Origin of the sequence: Billgrantia montanilacus (assembly GCF_003336675.1) — a bacterium.
GTDB lineage: Bacteria > Pseudomonadota > Gammaproteobacteria > Pseudomonadales > Halomonadaceae > Halomonas > Halomonas montanilacus.
Genome location: NZ_QPII01000011.1, coordinates 119,033 through 133,635 on the forward strand (window position 1 = coordinate 119,033; position 14,603 = coordinate 133,635).

Consider the following 14,603-nt stretch of genomic DNA (forward strand, 5'->3'; position numbering starts at 1 on the left):
GCGCTCTAGTGAGACAAGAGCCCTTGATGCCATGGCATCGGGAGACGTGTCTCGCCGCCGCTGAGTGGTGTGAGTAGTGGCGATGCTCGCTCGCAGTATAGTCCAGTGGTTGCCACTCCTATGACGGTGGTGGCCTGATAGCGTGTGGCTCATCGAGCAAAGGAGATGTCTGATGGGAATCGAAGTAGGCGGCCTGCTAGGCCTTATCTGGCTGATTATCCTGATCTGGGCCATCGTCAAGGTGGCAAAGAGCCCGGCCGGCCCGGTAGCCAAGCTATTATGGATACTTGCCCTGTTGCTGTTCCCGCTGGTGGGGTTGATCGTGTGGTTATTGATGGGCCCCAAGGGGTAGGAGCCTTGTCGAGACTGTCTCAGCAGGTCGCTCCGGTCTCTACCCGCACGCGGCCGAAGTTGCTGACGATGACCCTGGCGCCGGTGTCGTGCCGGCCGCAGATATGGAAGGTGCCGTTGTGTCCGGCTGGCCGGCCTAGTGCGCCATAGCGCACTGGCCGACCATCCTGGCGGTAGCTGACCGAGACGACACGGCTGTCGTCCAGAATGCGGAGCACCTCGTCACTGCCGATATTGCCCCCCTCTGCGCGGCCCTGTATCACCATCAGCGGCGACGTCCAGTCGTCGTTGCTGCAGCTCAGGCCGTCGTGGCTGGGACAGACGGTGACGGTGGCTCGGCGGGCGATGGCCGTATTGCGGGCCAGCGCCAGTGCCGTCTTGAGCCGTAGCACCTCAGCCGATACCTCCTGGCGGGCGCTCAGCGCCTGGAATGATGGCAGGGCCCAGCCGAACAGCAGGGTCATGGCGGCAATGACAACCAGCAGTTCGACCAAGGTAAGGCCGCGCTGCCTGACCAGCGAAGGGGTGCCGCCGTGCAATGCGGCGTGGATCGACGAGTCCGTTCGCATGCTGCTCTCCCGGAGTGAAAATCCCTGTCACATGGGTCTTCTCAATCTAGCCGGGCCTGGCGAGCGTTCCGTAAGCGATTTCCGACAGTGAATGTAGGCATCCTGCCGTACGGGTTGTATGCGAAGGGCGGCAGTTACTCCTCGGGCTTCTGCTCCTGCAGGTAACGGTCGCGATGGGCGCTGGAGCAGAACCACTCGCCCTGGTCGCGCAGGGCCTCGTTTTCCGGCACATGGACCTGACACCAGCGGCAGCGAACCATCTGACCGCCTTCCTGCCGTGTGTCATCTGCCAGCAGTTCCTCCTGGCCGAGCTTCCACTCGCGGTACATTCTGTAGAGCTTGAGGCCGGCGAAGAACAGCACGGCGAAGATGATCAGGCGTATGAGCAAAAGGTTCATCCTTATCTGGCTCCCTGGTGAGGGGGCTAGCGGCTTTGCCAGCCGGCCGTCCTTGCGGGACAATATGAGTACACTGGATTCTCAAGAGATTTCTACGCCCATGCAAGACTTGACGCTGGTAATGGCTCAGTTGGATCCGTTGGTGGGGGATATACCCGGTAACGCCGACCGTGCCATCGAGGCCGTTCGCGAGGCACGTATCGAGCATGGCGCCGATATCGTGGTGTTCCCCGAGCTCTACCTCAGTGGGTATCCGCCCGAGGACCTGTTGCTGCGGCCTTCCATGGAGACCCGTTTGCGCGAAGCGCGTTCCCGCATGGCTGCCAAGGTGGCCCGTGACGTGCTGGTGATCATCGGCTATCCCGGGCGCCGGGAGGGGAGCGGCTACAACCTGGCGGGGCTGCTCTACAACGGCGAGTGGCTCGACGAATACGCCAAGCAGGTGCTGCCCAACTATCAGGTGTTCGATGAGCGCCGCTACTTCGCCACCGGCGATAAGAGCCTGGTGATCGAGCACAAGGGGGCCAAACTCGGCTTGCTGATCTGCGAGGACCTGTGGGATGGCGCGCCGGTACGCGCGGCCCGCGACGATGGTGCCGAGATCCTGATCACCCTCAACGCCTCGCCCTACCATCAGGACAAGCCGGCCGAGCGCCTGCGCCTGCTCGAGCAGCGTGCCGCCGAGGTTGGGCTGCCGGTGGTCTACGTCAACACCATCGGCGGGCAGGACGAGCTGGTGTTCGACGGTGGTTCGGCCTGCGTGGACGGCAGTGGTGCCTTGCGCGTGTTGGCCCCCTACTGGCAGGCGGGCCTGATGCCGGTCCAGTTCGTGCAGGAGGGTGGCCAATGGGTGCCGCAAGAGGGGGAGATCGAACCCCCGGAGGAGCCGGAGGAGAGCCTCTACTGTGCCCTGGTGAGCGGCCTGCGCGACTACGTCAACAAGAGTGGCTTCGATGGCGTGGTGATGGGGCTCTCGGGGGGCATCGACTCCGGCCTGTCGCTGGCCATCGCCGTGGATGCGCTGGGCCCGCAGCGGGTCCATGCAGTGATGATGCCCTATCGCTACACCGCCGACATCTCACGCGAGGACGCCGCCGAGCAGGCCCGGCTGCTGGGGGTGGACTATCGGGTCCTGCCGATCGAGCCCATGGTCGACGCCTTCACCGAGACCCTGGCCGACACCTTCGCCGGCACCCAGCGGGATACCACCGAGGAGAATCTGCAGTCACGCTGTCGCGGCGTGCTGCTTATGGCGATCTCCAACAAGAAAGGATTGATGGTGCTGACTACCGGCAACAAGAGCGAGATGGCGGTGGGCTATGCCACGCTCTATGGCGACATGGTGGGCGGCTTCAATGCCATCAAGGACGTCTACAAGACCTGGGTCTATCGGCTGGCGCGCTGGCGCAACACCCAGTCGCCGGCGATACCCGAGCGGGTCATCGAGCGTGCGCCTTCCGCCGAACTGGCACCGGACCAGAAGGACACCGATTCGCTGCCCGACTATGACGTGCTCGATGCCATCCTGATGCGCTACATCGAGGGTGACATGAGCGCGGAGGCGATCATCGAGGCCGGCTACGATCATGACGACGTCTATCGGGTGGTACAGCTGGTCGACCGCTGCGAGTACAAGCGGCGCCAGGCGCCGGTAGGGGTGCGGGTGACACCGCGGGGCTTCGGCCGCGACCGTCGCTACCCCATCGTCAACGGCTGGCAGCCGGGGGAATAAAGAGGCCCAAAAAAACCGCGATGAGACCATCGCGGTTTTTTTGATGCCGGCCGAAGCTTAGGCCGAGAGCGACTCGGCGCTGACGTGCTGCGGGCGGAAAGTGCGGCCGCGCAGGCGTTCGTTGCCGGGATCGTTCTCGATCAGCACCTGCAGTACCTCTCGAGCGCGATCGCGCATGTCGAGGCCCAGGTAGCCTTCCACCATTACCGCCAGTGCGTCGCGGGTGGCTTCGGCCTCGGGATAGTTCTCGACTACCCAGCGGCCGCGCTCCACGGCTGCCAGATAGGCACCCTTGCGCAGGTAGAAGTCGGCGACATGGAGCTCGTGGCGTGCCAGCAGGTTGCGCAGGTAGACGATACGCTGCTGGGCATCCGGAGCGTACTCGCTGTCAGGATAGCGGCTGACCAGTTCGCGGAAGTCGGTATAGGCATCCCGCGAGGCACCGAGGTCACGCTTCGAAATGTCGATCAGGCGAAGTCGCTCCAGGCTGAACCGGCCGGCCTGCCAGGAGGAGAGCCCGCGCATGTAGAGCGCGTAGTCCGCCTGGGGGTGGGTGGGGTGCAGCCGAATGAAGCGGCTGGCTGCGGCGCGGGTGGCCTCCCAGTCGTTCGTCTCGTAGTAGGCGTAGATCAGCTCAAGCTGCGCCTGTTCGGCATGTCGGCCGAAGGGGTAGCGGGTATCAATGGCCTCGAGACGAGAGATTGCCGTGGTGTGGCGCCCCCGATCCAGGGCTTCCCGGGCCTCTTCGTAGAGCTCTTGCTCGGCGACGCCGGCGAACTCGTCATCGCTCTCGTCGTTCGTGCCTGATCTGCCAGCACATCCGGTGACCAGGGCGGTGGCCAGCAGCAGGGCGATAAGGCGTGTAGCAGTGGTGGAAACGCGCATCCTGATCCTCGTATCTAACATCCCGTGTCGGCCATGGTAGGATTGACCGTAACCCGTCCACTATAAAGCACCTTGCGTGAAAACGCAGTCCTCCGGTGCCTGCCCAGCGATAGCCCCTATATGCCCCAGATTCTGGAAGCCCAGCAACGAGTGCCCGTTTCCCTTGCCGGAGTCCGCCTGGACCAGGCTGCCGCCGAGCTCTTTGCCGACCATTCCCGCGAACGGCTCAAGGGCTGGATCAAGCAGGGCGCCCTGACGGTCGATGGCCTGGCCGGCAAGCCCAAGGACAGGGTGGCCGGTGGCGAGTGGCTTCGACTTGTCGCCGAACTCGAAGACGACACGCGCTTCGAGGCCGAGGATATTCCCCTCGACGTGGTCCATGAAGACGACGAGGTATTGGTCATCGACAAGCCCGCGGGGCTGGTGGTTCACCCGGCGGCAGGCAATCCCGACGGCACGCTGCTCAATGCGCTTCTTTATCACTGCCCGGCGCTCGCCATGGTTCCCAGGGCGGGCATCGTGCACCGCCTGGACAAGGGCACCACCGGTCTGATGGTCGTCGCCAAGACATTGACCGCCCAGACTGCCCTGGTCGACCAGCTGCAGACGCGAACGGTCTCGCGTGAGTACGATGCCGTGTCGGTGGGGGTCATGACGGCCGGGGGCACCGTGGATGCGCCGATCGGTCGCCACCCCAAGGATCGAAAGCGCCAGGCGGTCAACGCCAATGGCAAGCCCGCGGTGACGCACTATCGGGTGGTGGAGCGGTTCCGCGCCCACACCCATGTGCGTTGCCGGCTCGAGACCGGGCGCACCCATCAGATTCGTGTTCACCTGGCCCATCAGCGCTTTCCCTTGGTTGGTGACCCGGTCTATGGCGGCCGACTCAAGCTGCCGCCGGGGGCCAGTGATGGGCTCAAGGAGCTGCTGCGCGGGTTTCCCCGACAGGCACTGCACGCCCGCAAGCTGGCCTTCGACCATCCCGGCACCGGTGAGCGTGTCGAGTTCCGAGCCGCCTTGCCCGATGACCTGCTGATGTTGATCGACTATCTCCGCGACGACCGCGAGGCGATGCTATGAGCGATGCCCCCCAACTGAAACCAACCTTGATCGAGCCGGACTGGCCGGCCCCGGTGAGCGTCGGTGCCTTCGTTACCACCCGTGAGTCCGGCCCCAGCCAGGGAGACTTTGCCTGTTTCAACCCGGGTGACAAGGTGGGCGACAACCCCAATCATGTGGCGCTCTGTCGTCGCCTGCTGACGGACGAGCTCGACAGTGACAGGCCTCTGCTGTGGTTGAACCAGGTCCACGGTGCCCGAGTCCAGGCCGGCTACTCCGAGGCGCTGCCCGATGCCGATGCCGCCGTGGCCTTCGATCGAAGCTACGCCTGCGCTGTGCTCACCGCCGACTGCTTGCCCGTATTCTTCTGCGACCGACAGGGCTCTCGGGTGGGCGTGGCCCATGCGGGCTGGCGCGGGCTGGCTGGTGGCGTGCTGGAAGCGTCGGTGGCGGCGCTGGGCGTGCCGCCGGAAGAGGTGATGGCCTGGCTGGGCCCGGCGATCTCCAATGCCCAGTTCGAGGTCGGTCCCGAGGTACAGCAGGCCTTCACCGGCGTCCACCCCGAGGCCGAGGCCGCCTTCGACCCGAGCCCCTACCGCCTGGGGCATTACATGGGCGATCTCTACAAGCTGGCCCGGCTGCGCCTGGAGCGCCTCGGCGTGTCCCATGTCAGCGGCGGCCACTTCTGTACCGCCTGCGAATCGCGCTTCTACTCCCATCGCCGTGATGACGGCCGAACGGGGCGGATGGCCAGCGTGATCTGGCTAAGGTGAGCTTGGCTTTCAGGCACCGTTCTCTGGAATAGCCTGACCTGTGTCAACCTGACCATCCTTTCCCTGGCGGGCGACTTGAAAGCCGGCCACGCTGACTCCATTGATACTGTCAAACGCAATATGACAGGGCCAAGCGGCGCGTCCAAGCAGCGCCGCCACCCCGATGGAGGAGTGATCGAATGCGATTCGACAAATTTACCGGCAAGCTGCAGAACGCCGTGGCCGATGCACAGTCGCTGGCCGTGGGACGTGGACACAACCAGCTCGACCCGGGCCACCTTCTGATGGCGCTGCTCGATGCCAGCGACACTGGCGTCAAGGCGTTGATACAGCGGGCCGACGGCGACCCTGCCCGGCTGCGCGACAGCCTCGCGGGCTATCTCGACGACTTGCCCCAGGTCGGCCAGTTCGAGGGGGAAGTGCAGCCGTCCCGCGACCTGGTCAAGCTGTTCAACCTGACCGACCGCGAGGCCCAGAAGCGGGGCGACCAGTACATCGCCAGCGAGCTGGTGCTGCTGGCGGCGCTGGAAATGCGCCATGGCGTGAGCAAGCTGCTGACTCAGGCCGGCGTGACGCGCAAGTCCCTGGAGACGGCCATCGACAGCCTGCGGGGCGGTGAGCGTGTCGATGATCCCAACGCCGAGGAGCAGCGCGAGGCGCTGGAGAAGTACACCCTGGACCTCAACGAGCGGGCGGCCAGTGGCAAGCTCGATCCGGTGATCGGCCGCGACGACGAGATCCGTCGCACCATCCAGGTGCTGCAGCGGCGCACCAAGAACAACCCGGTGCTGATCGGCGAGCCTGGCGTGGGCAAGACCGCCATCGTCGAGGGCCTGGCCCAGCGCATTGTCGACGGCGAGGTGCCGGAAGGGCTCAAGGACAAGCGCGTGCTGTCGCTGGACATGGGGTCGTTGCTGGCCGGGGCCAAGTTCCGCGGCGAGTTCGAGGAGCGCCTCAAGTCGGTGCTCAAGGAGCTGGCCCAGGAGGAAGGCCGGGTCATTCTCTTCATCGACGAGCTGCACACCATGGTCGGCGCCGGCAAGGCCGAGGGCGCCATGGACGCCGGCAACATGCTCAAGCCGGCGCTCGCCCGTGGCGAGCTGCACTGCGTGGGTGCCACCACCCTGAATGAGTACCGCCAGTATATCGAGAAGGACGCCGCGCTGGAGCGCCGCTTCCAGAAGGTGCTGGTGGAAGAGCCTTCCGAGGAGGACACCGTGGCGATCCTGCGCGGCCTCAAGGAGCGCTACGAGGTACACCACAAGGTCGATATCACCGACGGTGCCATCATCGCCGCGGCCAAGCTCTCTACCCGCTATATCACCGATCGTCAGCTGCCCGACAAGGCCATCGACCTGATCGACGAGGCCTCCTCGCGCATCCGCATGGAGCTCGACTCCAAGCCCGAGGAGATGGACCGCCTCGACCGTCGACTGATCCAGCTCAAGATGGAGCGCGAGCACCTCAAGAAGGAGACCGATGAGGCGTCGAAGAAGCGACTCGAAAGCCTCCAGGAGCAGATCGACGATCTGGAGCGCGAATACGCCGACCTCGACGAGATCTGGAAGGCCGAGAAGGCCAGCATTCAGGGGGCGGGGCAGTTCAAGGAGGAGCTCGAGCGCGCGCGCATTGACCTGGAGCAGGCGCGTCGCCAGGGCGATCTTGGCCGCATGTCGGAGCTGCAGTACGGCGTGATTCCGGAACTGGAGAAGAAGATCGCCGAGTCGAGCGAAACCGAGGCCGACACTTCGCAGCACAAGCTGCTGCGCTCCAGCGTCACCGAGGAGGAGATCGCCGAGGTGGTGTCGCGTTGGACCGGCATCCCGGTGGCCAAGATGCTCGAGGGCGAGCGCGACAAGCTGCTGCGCATGGAGGAGTCACTGCACGAGCGGGTGATCGGTCAGGAGGAGGCGGTGACCGCCGTGGCCAATGCCGTGCGCCGTTCCCGTGCGGGGCTAGCCGACCCCAACCGGCCCAACGGCTCGTTCCTCTTCCTGGGCCCCACCGGGGTGGGAAAGACCGAGCTGTGCAAGGCGCTGGCCAACTTCCTCTTCGATACCGAGGAGTCCATGGTGCGCATCGACATGTCCGAGTTCATGGAGAAGCATTCCGTGGCGCGGCTGATCGGTGCGCCTCCCGGCTACGTCGGTTACGAGGAGGGCGGCTATCTCACCGAAGCGGTACGTCGCCGGCCCTACTCGGTGCTGCTGCTCGACGAAGTGGAGAAGGCGCATGCAGATGTCTTCAATATCCTGCTGCAGGTGCTGGAGGATGGTCGCCTGACCGATGGCCAGGGTCGCACCGTGGACTTTCGCAATACCGTGATCGTGATGACCTCCAACATGGGGTCGGACATCATCCAGCGCATGGGCGGCGATGACACGGACTACGAACAGATGAAGGAGATGGTGATGGCGGTGGTCGGCGACCACTTCCGGCCGGAGCTGATCAACCGCATCGACGAAGTGGTGGTCTTCCACGCCCTCGGCCAGGAGCAGATACAGGCCATCGCCGGGATCCAGCTCGATCGCCTGCGTGCACGGCTCGCCGAGCATCAGCTGGCGCTCGAGGTCAGCGACGAGGCCCTGGCACAGCTGGCCGTGGTGGGCTTCGATCCGGTGTTCGGCGCCCGACCGCTCAAGCGAGCGATTCAGAGCCGCATCGAGAATCCGCTGGCCCAGGATCTGCTGGCGGGAAAGTTCCTCCCCGGCGACGTGATCCACGTTACTGTCGACAACGAAAAGTTGGCGTTCAGCACTTGATTGGAACAAAGCGTTACGCAGTTGGTCGGCCATGCGGTTGTCAACTGTCTACACTGAATTCAGGTTGCGTCCTGTAACCCCCTTGCCCGCCCGCCCTTTTGCTGGCGGGCTTTTTTATTCGAAATCTTGCGGAAATTCCTCCTCTGGGCTAGCAAAAGGCGCTTGGCGGTTGACACTGCCGCAGCGCTATTGGAATCTTGACCGTTCCTGATTTGCGGACGCGGACTCTGCGGGCAACCCCCCACTACCGCGTGACGGGTAGGCCATGTTGCCTCTACCCGCCGAAGGACTACCGGGACCGGGCCAACCGCCCGTCCTGGCCAACGCCCCGACGCGGTTAACCGCCGTGAAGGGAACTGATGATTTATGTCGCGAGCGCAGCAATAAGTCAGGGTTCCCGAATGAGAGTGCAGGCCCTAACAGGGCAACTTGCCAGGGTTTGGCATCAGGTGCCGGCGTATCCGGCAGCGACATACCGTCGCACTCGAACCCGTGCCCGTTGAAGGCGCGGATCGCACTCGAGACCTCCAGGGGAGAAACACACGTGGAACTGCTTTCCGGCGCGGACATGATCGCCCGATTCCTGCAGGATGAGGGCGTCGAATATATTTACGGCTATCCCGGTGGCGCGGCGCTGCACATCTACGATGCGCTGTTCCGCCAGGACAAGGTCAAGCACATCCTTGTGCGCCACGAGCAGGCGGCGACCCACGCCGCCGACGGCTATGCCCGGGCGTCGGGCAAGCCCGGTACGGTGCTGGTGACCTCCGGCCCCGGTGCCACCAATGCCGTCACCGGCATCGCCACCGCCTACATGGACTCGATACCCATGGTGGTGCTGTGCGGGCAGGTCGCCAGCCACCTGATCGGCGAGGATGCCTTCCAGGAGACCGATATTATCGGTGTGACGCGGCCCATCGTGAAGCACAGCTTCACGATCAAGCACCCGTCCGAGATTCCGGAAGTGCTGAAGAAGGCTTACTACCTGGCCTCTACCGGCCGCCCCGGCCCGGTGGTGGTGGACATTCCCAAGGACATGACCGCCCCCACCGAGCGCTACGAGTACGTCTATCCCAAGAAGATCAAGATGCGCTCGTACAACCCGGTTGCCCGCGGCCATACCGGCCAGATCAAGAAGGCCGTCGAGCTGATGCTCAAGGCCAAGCGGCCAATGTTCTATACCGGCGGCGGTGTGGTCACCGGCCGGGCCAGCGAGGGGCTCACCGACCTGGTCAAGCGCCTGGGCTATCCCATCACCACCACGCTGATGGGCATCGGCTCCTACCCGCAGAGCGATCGTCAGTGCCTGGGCTGGCTGGGCATGCACGGCTCCTATGAGTCGAACATGGCCATGCACCATGCCGACCTGATCATCGCCATCGGGGCGCGCTTCGACGATCGGGTCACCAACAACACCTCCAAGTTCTGTCCCACCGCCAAGATCATCCATGTGGACATCGACCCCAGCTCGGTCTCCAAGACCGTGCGGGCGGACGTGCCCATCGTCGGACCGGCGGGTAGCGTGATCAACGAGATGATCAGCCTGCTGCAGGGCAAGGAGATCGAGCATCCCGAAGCGCTGGGCGAGTGGTGGCAGAAGATCGAAGGCTGGCGCGAGGAGCGGACGGGCAAGCTCTATGAGCCGTCGCAGTCGGGCGAGGCGCTCAAGCCGCAGGAGGTGATCGAGGCGCTCTGCGAGGTCACGCGTGGCGAGGCGTACGTGACCACCGACGTGGGGCAGCATCAGATGTTCGCGGCCCAGTACTACAAGTTCGACAAGCCCAATCGTTTCATTACCTCCGGCGGGCTCGGCACCATGGGCTTCGGCTTCCCGGCGGCCATGGGCATCAAGCAGAACTTCCCGGACGAACAGGTGATCTGCGTCACCGGCGAAGGCAGCTTCCAGATGATGATGCAGGAGCTGTCGACCTGTAAGCAGTTCGGCGGTGGCGTGAAGATCGTCAACCTGAACAACGCCTCGCTGGGCATGGTGCGCCAGTGGCAGGACCTCAACTACAAGTCGCGTCATGCGCACTCCTACATGGAGTCGCTGCCCGACTTCAGCAAGCTGATCGAGGCATATGGCTTCACCGCGCTGCGGGTGGAGACGAAGGATGAACTCGGCCCGGCACTCGAGCGCACCTTCGCCGACAACCATGAGCTGGTGTTCCTCGACGTCATCGTCGACCCGCGCGAGCACGTTTATCCGATGCAGGTGCCCCTGGGCTCCATGCGTGACATGCTGCTTTCCAAGACGGAGCGGACCTGATGCGTCATATCATCTCGATTCTGATGGAAAACGAACCGGGCGCTCTGTCTCGTGTGGTGGGGCTGTTCTCCCAGCGCAACTTCAACATCGAGACGCTGAACGTGGCGCCCACCGAGGACCCGTCGCTCTCACGGCTGACCGTGACCACCGTGGGCGACGACCGGGTCATCGAGCAGATCACCAAGCATCTCAACAAGCTGATCGACGTGATCAAGCTGGTCGACCTCACCGAGGGCAACCACATCGAGCGCGAGCTGATGCTGGTGAAGGTCAAGGCCCTGGGAGCGGCACGCGACGAGGTCAAGCGCACGGTGGATATCTTCCGCGCGCAGATCGTCGATGTGACGCCGAGCCTCTACACGGTGCAGATCACCGGCGACGCCGGCAAGCTGGATGCCTTCCTCCAGGCCATGGGGCCTGTGGGCATCCTCGAAGTGGCGCGCACGGGTGTGTCTGGTATCGCCAGAGGGGACAAGGTCCTGAGCCTCTGATGAGTGCTGCGATGAAGCGTTTCAAGCCGCCCTTCGGGGCGGCTTTTTCGTCTCAACGTTCCACTACCTCGTCCCACAGCGCCTGGATCAGCGGGCTTCTCAGGCGGCGATTGAGCACGCACAGCCCGACGTCGTAGTGGGGCAGCTCCGGCTTGACCGGCAGCACCCTGACCCGCTCGACGAGCGGGCTGTTGTCGAGCACGATCTTTGGCACCACGCCGATCCCGAAGCCCAGACCGACCATGCTGACGATCGCCTCGTGGCCGGCGACCTGGGCATAGATGCGCGGGACGACGCCCAGGGCCTTGAACCAGGTGTCGCTGTACTCACGCGACAGACCCGCCTCGGAGAGAATCATCGGCACGTTCTGCCACTGCGTGGCGGAGGGGGACTCGGGTGTGCCGGGAATCCAGTCGGCCTGGGCGGCGGGGGCGATGAAGACCAGCGGCGAACGAGTCAGCGACTTGAAGGCCAGCGGGCCAGGCACGCTACGTGGGCGCGGTGTGATCGCCATATCCTCTTCACCGTCGAGTACCCGTGACATGGATTCGGCGGGGTCGCCGGTATGCAGCTTGAGCTCGATTCGCGGGTGGCGCAGGCGAAAATCGCTGAGCAGGTCGTAGAGGAAGCTGTAGCTTGCGGTGACCGAGCAGTAGATGCTGATCTCGCCGGCGAGCTCGTCGGCATGCCGGCTCAGCGAGTGGCGCAGCACTTCCCACTGGGCGAGGGTGTCCCTGGCGTAGTCCTGAAAAAGCAGGCCCTGGGGGGTCAGGGTCACATGGCGGTTGTCCCGTTCGAACAGCGGCACTTCCAGGTTCTGTTCCAGCTGGCGAATGGTGCGCGAGAGCGTGGAAGGGCTGACGTGGCAGAGTTCGCTGGCACGACCGAAGTGCAGCGTATCGGCCAGGGCGAGAAATTGCTTGAGGGGTCGCATGTCCATGGTTTGATTATTTCATATTTCGGCATGTCGTATTGCAAATATAGCGTTTTACGCAATGTCGGTGCTGGCGTAAGGTGGCGGCATCGGATGGCAGGAACCCCAGTGCCGCGACAGACGGCACGGGTGGCCATCAACGCTGACACCTCAAACCTTCGGTTAACCACTTCAGGAGCACAACATGCGCGTTTATTACGACAAGGATTGCGATCTCTCCCTCATCCAGGGCAAGAAGGTCACCATCGTGGGCTATGGTTCCCAGGGCCATGCCCATGCCAACAACCTGAAGGAGTCGGGTGTCGACGTAACCGTCGCCCTGCGCGCCGGTTCGTCCTCTGCGGCCAAGGCCGAGGCAGCAGGCCTCAAGGTCGCCAGCGTGCCGGAGGCGTGCAAGAGCGCCGACGTCGTCATGCTCCTGGCGCCGGACGAGAACCAGAAGTCCATCTACGAGAACGAGGTCGAGCCGAACCTGAAGCAGGGTGCCACCCTGGCCTTCGCCCACGGCTTCAACATCCATTACAACCAGATCGAGCCGCGCCGCGACCTGGACGTGATCATGATCGCGCCCAAGGCGCCGGGTCACACTGTGCGCTCCGAGTTCGTCAAGGGCGGCGGTATCCCCGACCTGATTGCCATCCACCAGGACGCCTCCGGCACCGCCAAGGAGCTGGCGCTCTCCTATGCTGCCGGCGTCGGCGGTGGCCGCAGCGGCATCATCGAAACCACCTTCAAGGACGAGACCGAGACCGACCTGTTCGGTGAGCAGGCCGTGCTGTGCGGCGGTGCGGTCGAGCTGGTCAAGGCCGGTTTCGAGACCCTGACCGAGGCAGGCTACGCCCCGGAGATGGCCTACTTCGAGTGTCTGCACGAACTCAAGCTGATCGTCGACCTGATGTACGAGGGCGGTATCGCCAACATGAACTACTCCATCTCCAACAACGCGGAGTATGGCGAGTACGTGACCGGCACCGAGGTCATCAACGAGCAGTCGCGCGCCGCCATGCGCAATGCGCTCAAGCGCATCCAGACCGGCGAATACGCGAAGATGTTCATCAACGAGGGCAATAGCAACTACCCCTCGATGACCGCGCGCCGCCGCCTGAATGCCGAGCACGAGATCGAGATCGTTGGCGCCAAGCTGCGCGGCATGATGCCGTGGATCGCCGCCAACCAGCTGGTGGACAAGTCCAAGAACTGAGCCTCGGTTCGTCTGGACCACCTCAAGGGCGCGGATTTCCGCGCCCTTGTCGTATCCGAAGGTAGCCGCGGCACTTTGCGCCTTGGCGACAGCGTGTAGAATGAAGGCATCGCCTTCGGGCGACTCCATTCTGGCAACGGACGAGACGAATGAGTCAGGATCCCCGCAATACCGAGCATGGCCCTCGCGATGAGGGTCTCGAATCCGGGCCGAGCGAGCACGAACGACTCCCCCCTGCCGAGGAAGACCTGGCTGCCGCGTTTGTTCGCGAGACGGAGGTTATCGAGGAATCCATTGAAGACGGCAAGAAGGTGAGGCGCAGGGGAATCTATCTGCTGCCTAACCTGTTCACGACATCGGCGCTGTTTGCCGGTTTCTTCTCCGTGGTGGCCGGCATCAATGGTGACTTCACTGCCGCCGCGGTGGCTATCTTCATCGCCATGGTGCTCGATGGCCTGGACGGGCGTGTCGCCCGCATGACCAATACCCAGAGTGCCTTTGGCGCCGAATACGACAGCCTTTCCGACATGGTCTCCTTCGGCGTGGCGCCGGCGCTGGTGGCCTTCACCTGGATCCTTCAGGACATCGGCAAGACCGGCTGGGTGGTGGCTTTCCTGTACGTGGCCTGTGCCGCCTTGCGCCTGGCGCGCTTCAACGTGCAGGTCGGCAGTGTCGACAAGAAGTGGTTCATCGGCTTGCCTAGCCCATCGGCTGCCGCCTTCGTGGCGGCAAGTGTATGGACCTTCCACAGCTTCGATGCCGATGCAGTCGGGTTCAAGCTTCTGATGCTGTTGGTGGTGGCTGCCGCCGGCGTGCTGATGGTCAGCAATATTCGCTACTACAGCTTCAAGGAGATCGATCTCAAGGGGCCAGTACCCTTCGTGGTACTGCTGGCCATCGTGCTGGGCTTCGTGGTGATTTCGGTGGAGCCCTCGGTGATGCTGCTGCTGCTGTTCGGCACCTATGTGGCGTCCGGTCCGGCCCAGGCAATAATGCGCAAGATGAAGCAGCCCCCTGCCACGGGCTGAAGTCTGGATTCTCTCTGGCCCGTCGTTGCGACGCCCGCCCTGTGCGGGCGTTGTCGTCTCTGGGCTGAGCATTCCATCCACAGGCGCTTGGCCCAACGGCCTGTGGAAAGCCCCTGTAGAAAGCCCCTGTGGATAGTCTGGCTGCTCATCA

13 protein-coding genes are annotated in these 14,603 nt (G+C 63.9%); 9 read left to right on the plus strand and 4 right to left on the minus strand.

The annotated features are described in order from the left end of the window. The first annotated feature begins 172 nt into the window (after window positions 1-172). Window positions 173-352 carry a PLDc N-terminal domain-containing protein gene (locus DU505_RS14920; protein WP_114479782.1) on the plus strand — a complete coding sequence of 60 codons (180 nt, stop codon included), beginning with the start codon at window positions 173-175 and terminating at the stop codon, window positions 350-352. Between the two features lie 19 nt (window positions 353-371). On the opposite strand, the gene DU505_RS14925 is transcribed toward DU505_RS14920, so the two are convergent. Together DU505_RS14925 and DU505_RS14930 are read right to left on the minus strand one after the other, a co-directional pair. After that, window positions 372-920 carry a GspH/FimT family pseudopilin gene (locus DU505_RS14925; RefSeq protein WP_114479783.1) on the minus strand — a complete coding sequence of 183 codons (549 nt, stop codon included), beginning with the start codon at window positions 918-920 and terminating at the stop codon, window positions 372-374. Window positions 921-1,054: 134 nt separating this feature from the next. Further along, window positions 1,055-1,318, minus strand: a complete 264-nt coding sequence (locus DU505_RS14930) for a PP0621 family protein (RefSeq protein WP_114479784.1) — start codon at window positions 1,316-1,318, stop codon at window positions 1,055-1,057. A 100-nt stretch (window positions 1,319-1,418) separates the two neighbouring features. On the opposite strand from DU505_RS14930, the gene DU505_RS14935 reads away from it, so the two are divergent. Beyond that, a complete protein-coding gene (locus DU505_RS14935) occupies window positions 1,419-3,050 on the plus strand; it encodes an NAD+ synthase (protein ID WP_114479785.1) in 1,632 nt (543 codons plus the stop codon). A gap of 57 nt (window positions 3,051-3,107) precedes the next feature. Here the strand turns inward: DU505_RS14935 and DU505_RS14940 are convergent, their stop codons facing one another. Then, window positions 3,108-3,935, minus strand: coding sequence for an outer membrane protein assembly factor BamD (locus DU505_RS14940; protein ID WP_114479786.1), 828 nt, complete (start codon window positions 3,933-3,935; stop codon window positions 3,108-3,110). A gap of 120 nt (window positions 3,936-4,055) precedes the next feature. Between DU505_RS14940 and rluD the strand changes: the two genes are divergently transcribed. The 5 genes from rluD (at window position 4,056) to ilvN (ending at window position 11,289) form a co-directional block, all read left to right on the plus strand. Further along, window positions 4,056-5,015: a 23S rRNA pseudouridine(1911/1915/1917) synthase RluD gene (gene rluD, locus DU505_RS14945; protein ID WP_114479787.1), complete on the plus strand. Its 960-nt coding sequence runs from the start codon at window positions 4,056-4,058 to the stop codon at window positions 5,013-5,015. Further along, window positions 5,012-5,767 carry a peptidoglycan editing factor PgeF gene (pgeF, locus tag DU505_RS14950; RefSeq protein WP_114479788.1) on the plus strand — a complete coding sequence of 252 codons (756 nt, stop codon included), beginning with the start codon at window positions 5,012-5,014 and terminating at the stop codon, window positions 5,765-5,767. The genes rluD and pgeF overlap by 4 nt, the downstream gene beginning before the upstream one ends. Window positions 5,768-5,946: 179 nt before the next feature. Next, complete coding sequence (gene clpB / locus DU505_RS14955) at window positions 5,947-8,529, plus strand: ATP-dependent chaperone ClpB (protein WP_114479789.1); 2,583 nt, start codon at window positions 5,947-5,949, stop codon at window positions 8,527-8,529. Between the two features lie 544 nt (window positions 8,530-9,073). Next, window positions 9,074-10,798 carry an acetolactate synthase 3 large subunit gene (locus tag DU505_RS14960; RefSeq protein ID WP_114479790.1) on the plus strand — a complete coding sequence of 575 codons (1,725 nt, stop codon included), beginning with the start codon at window positions 9,074-9,076 and terminating at the stop codon, window positions 10,796-10,798. Beyond that, the gene (gene ilvN, locus DU505_RS14965; protein WP_043511804.1) at window positions 10,798-11,289 is read left to right on the plus strand and encodes an acetolactate synthase small subunit; all 492 of its coding nucleotides are present in this window, start codon (window positions 10,798-10,800) and stop codon (window positions 11,287-11,289) included. The genes DU505_RS14960 and ilvN overlap by 1 nt, the downstream gene beginning before the upstream one ends. A gap of 52 nt (window positions 11,290-11,341) precedes the next feature. Here ilvN and ilvY read toward each other — a convergent pair whose 3' ends face one another. Next, window positions 11,342-12,229 carry an HTH-type transcriptional activator IlvY gene (gene ilvY, locus DU505_RS14970; protein WP_114479791.1) on the minus strand — a complete coding sequence of 296 codons (888 nt, stop codon included), beginning with the start codon at window positions 12,227-12,229 and terminating at the stop codon, window positions 11,342-11,344. Window positions 12,230-12,407: 178 nt separating this feature from the next. Between ilvY and ilvC the strand changes: the two genes are divergently transcribed. Together ilvC and pssA are read left to right on the plus strand one after the other, a co-directional pair. Further along, window positions 12,408-13,424, plus strand: coding sequence for a ketol-acid reductoisomerase (gene ilvC, locus DU505_RS14975; protein WP_114479792.1), 1,017 nt, complete (start codon window positions 12,408-12,410; stop codon window positions 13,422-13,424). A gap of 149 nt (window positions 13,425-13,573) precedes the next feature. Next, window positions 13,574-14,452 carry a CDP-diacylglycerol--serine O-phosphatidyltransferase gene (pssA, locus tag DU505_RS14980; protein ID WP_114479793.1) on the plus strand — a complete coding sequence of 293 codons (879 nt, stop codon included), beginning with the start codon at window positions 13,574-13,576 and terminating at the stop codon, window positions 14,450-14,452. The last annotated feature ends 151 nt before the right edge of the window (window positions 14,453-14,603 follow it).

Excerpts from the sequence above, each read along its gene's own strand:
- DU505_RS14920 (WP_114479782.1), top strand. The coding sequence starts at position 173 with ATGGGAATCGAAGTAGGCGGCCTGCTAGGCCTTATCTGGCTGATTATC.
- DU505_RS14925 (WP_114479783.1), bottom strand. The coding sequence starts at position 920 with ATGCGAACGGACTCGTCGATCCACGCCGCATTGCACGGCGGCACCCCT.
- DU505_RS14930 (WP_114479784.1), bottom strand. The coding sequence starts at position 1,318 with ATGAACCTTTTGCTCATACGCCTGATCATCTTCGCCGTGCTGTTCTTC.
- DU505_RS14935 (WP_114479785.1), top strand. The coding sequence starts at position 1,419 with ATGCAAGACTTGACGCTGGTAATGGCTCAGTTGGATCCGTTGGTGGGG.
- DU505_RS14940 (WP_114479786.1), bottom strand. The coding sequence starts at position 3,935 with ATGCGCGTTTCCACCACTGCTACACGCCTTATCGCCCTGCTGCTGGCC.
- rluD (WP_114479787.1), top strand. The coding sequence starts at position 4,056 with ATGCCCCAGATTCTGGAAGCCCAGCAACGAGTGCCCGTTTCCCTTGCC.
- pgeF (WP_114479788.1), top strand. The coding sequence starts at position 5,012 with ATGAGCGATGCCCCCCAACTGAAACCAACCTTGATCGAGCCGGACTGG.
- clpB (WP_114479789.1), top strand. The coding sequence starts at position 5,947 with ATGCGATTCGACAAATTTACCGGCAAGCTGCAGAACGCCGTGGCCGAT.
- ilvN (WP_043511804.1), top strand. The coding sequence starts at position 10,798 with ATGCGTCATATCATCTCGATTCTGATGGAAAACGAACCGGGCGCTCTG.
- ilvY (WP_114479791.1), bottom strand. The coding sequence starts at position 12,229 with ATGGACATGCGACCCCTCAAGCAATTTCTCGCCCTGGCCGATACGCTG.
- ilvC (WP_114479792.1), top strand. The coding sequence starts at position 12,408 with ATGCGCGTTTATTACGACAAGGATTGCGATCTCTCCCTCATCCAGGGC.
- pssA (WP_114479793.1), top strand. The coding sequence starts at position 13,574 with ATGAGTCAGGATCCCCGCAATACCGAGCATGGCCCTCGCGATGAGGGT.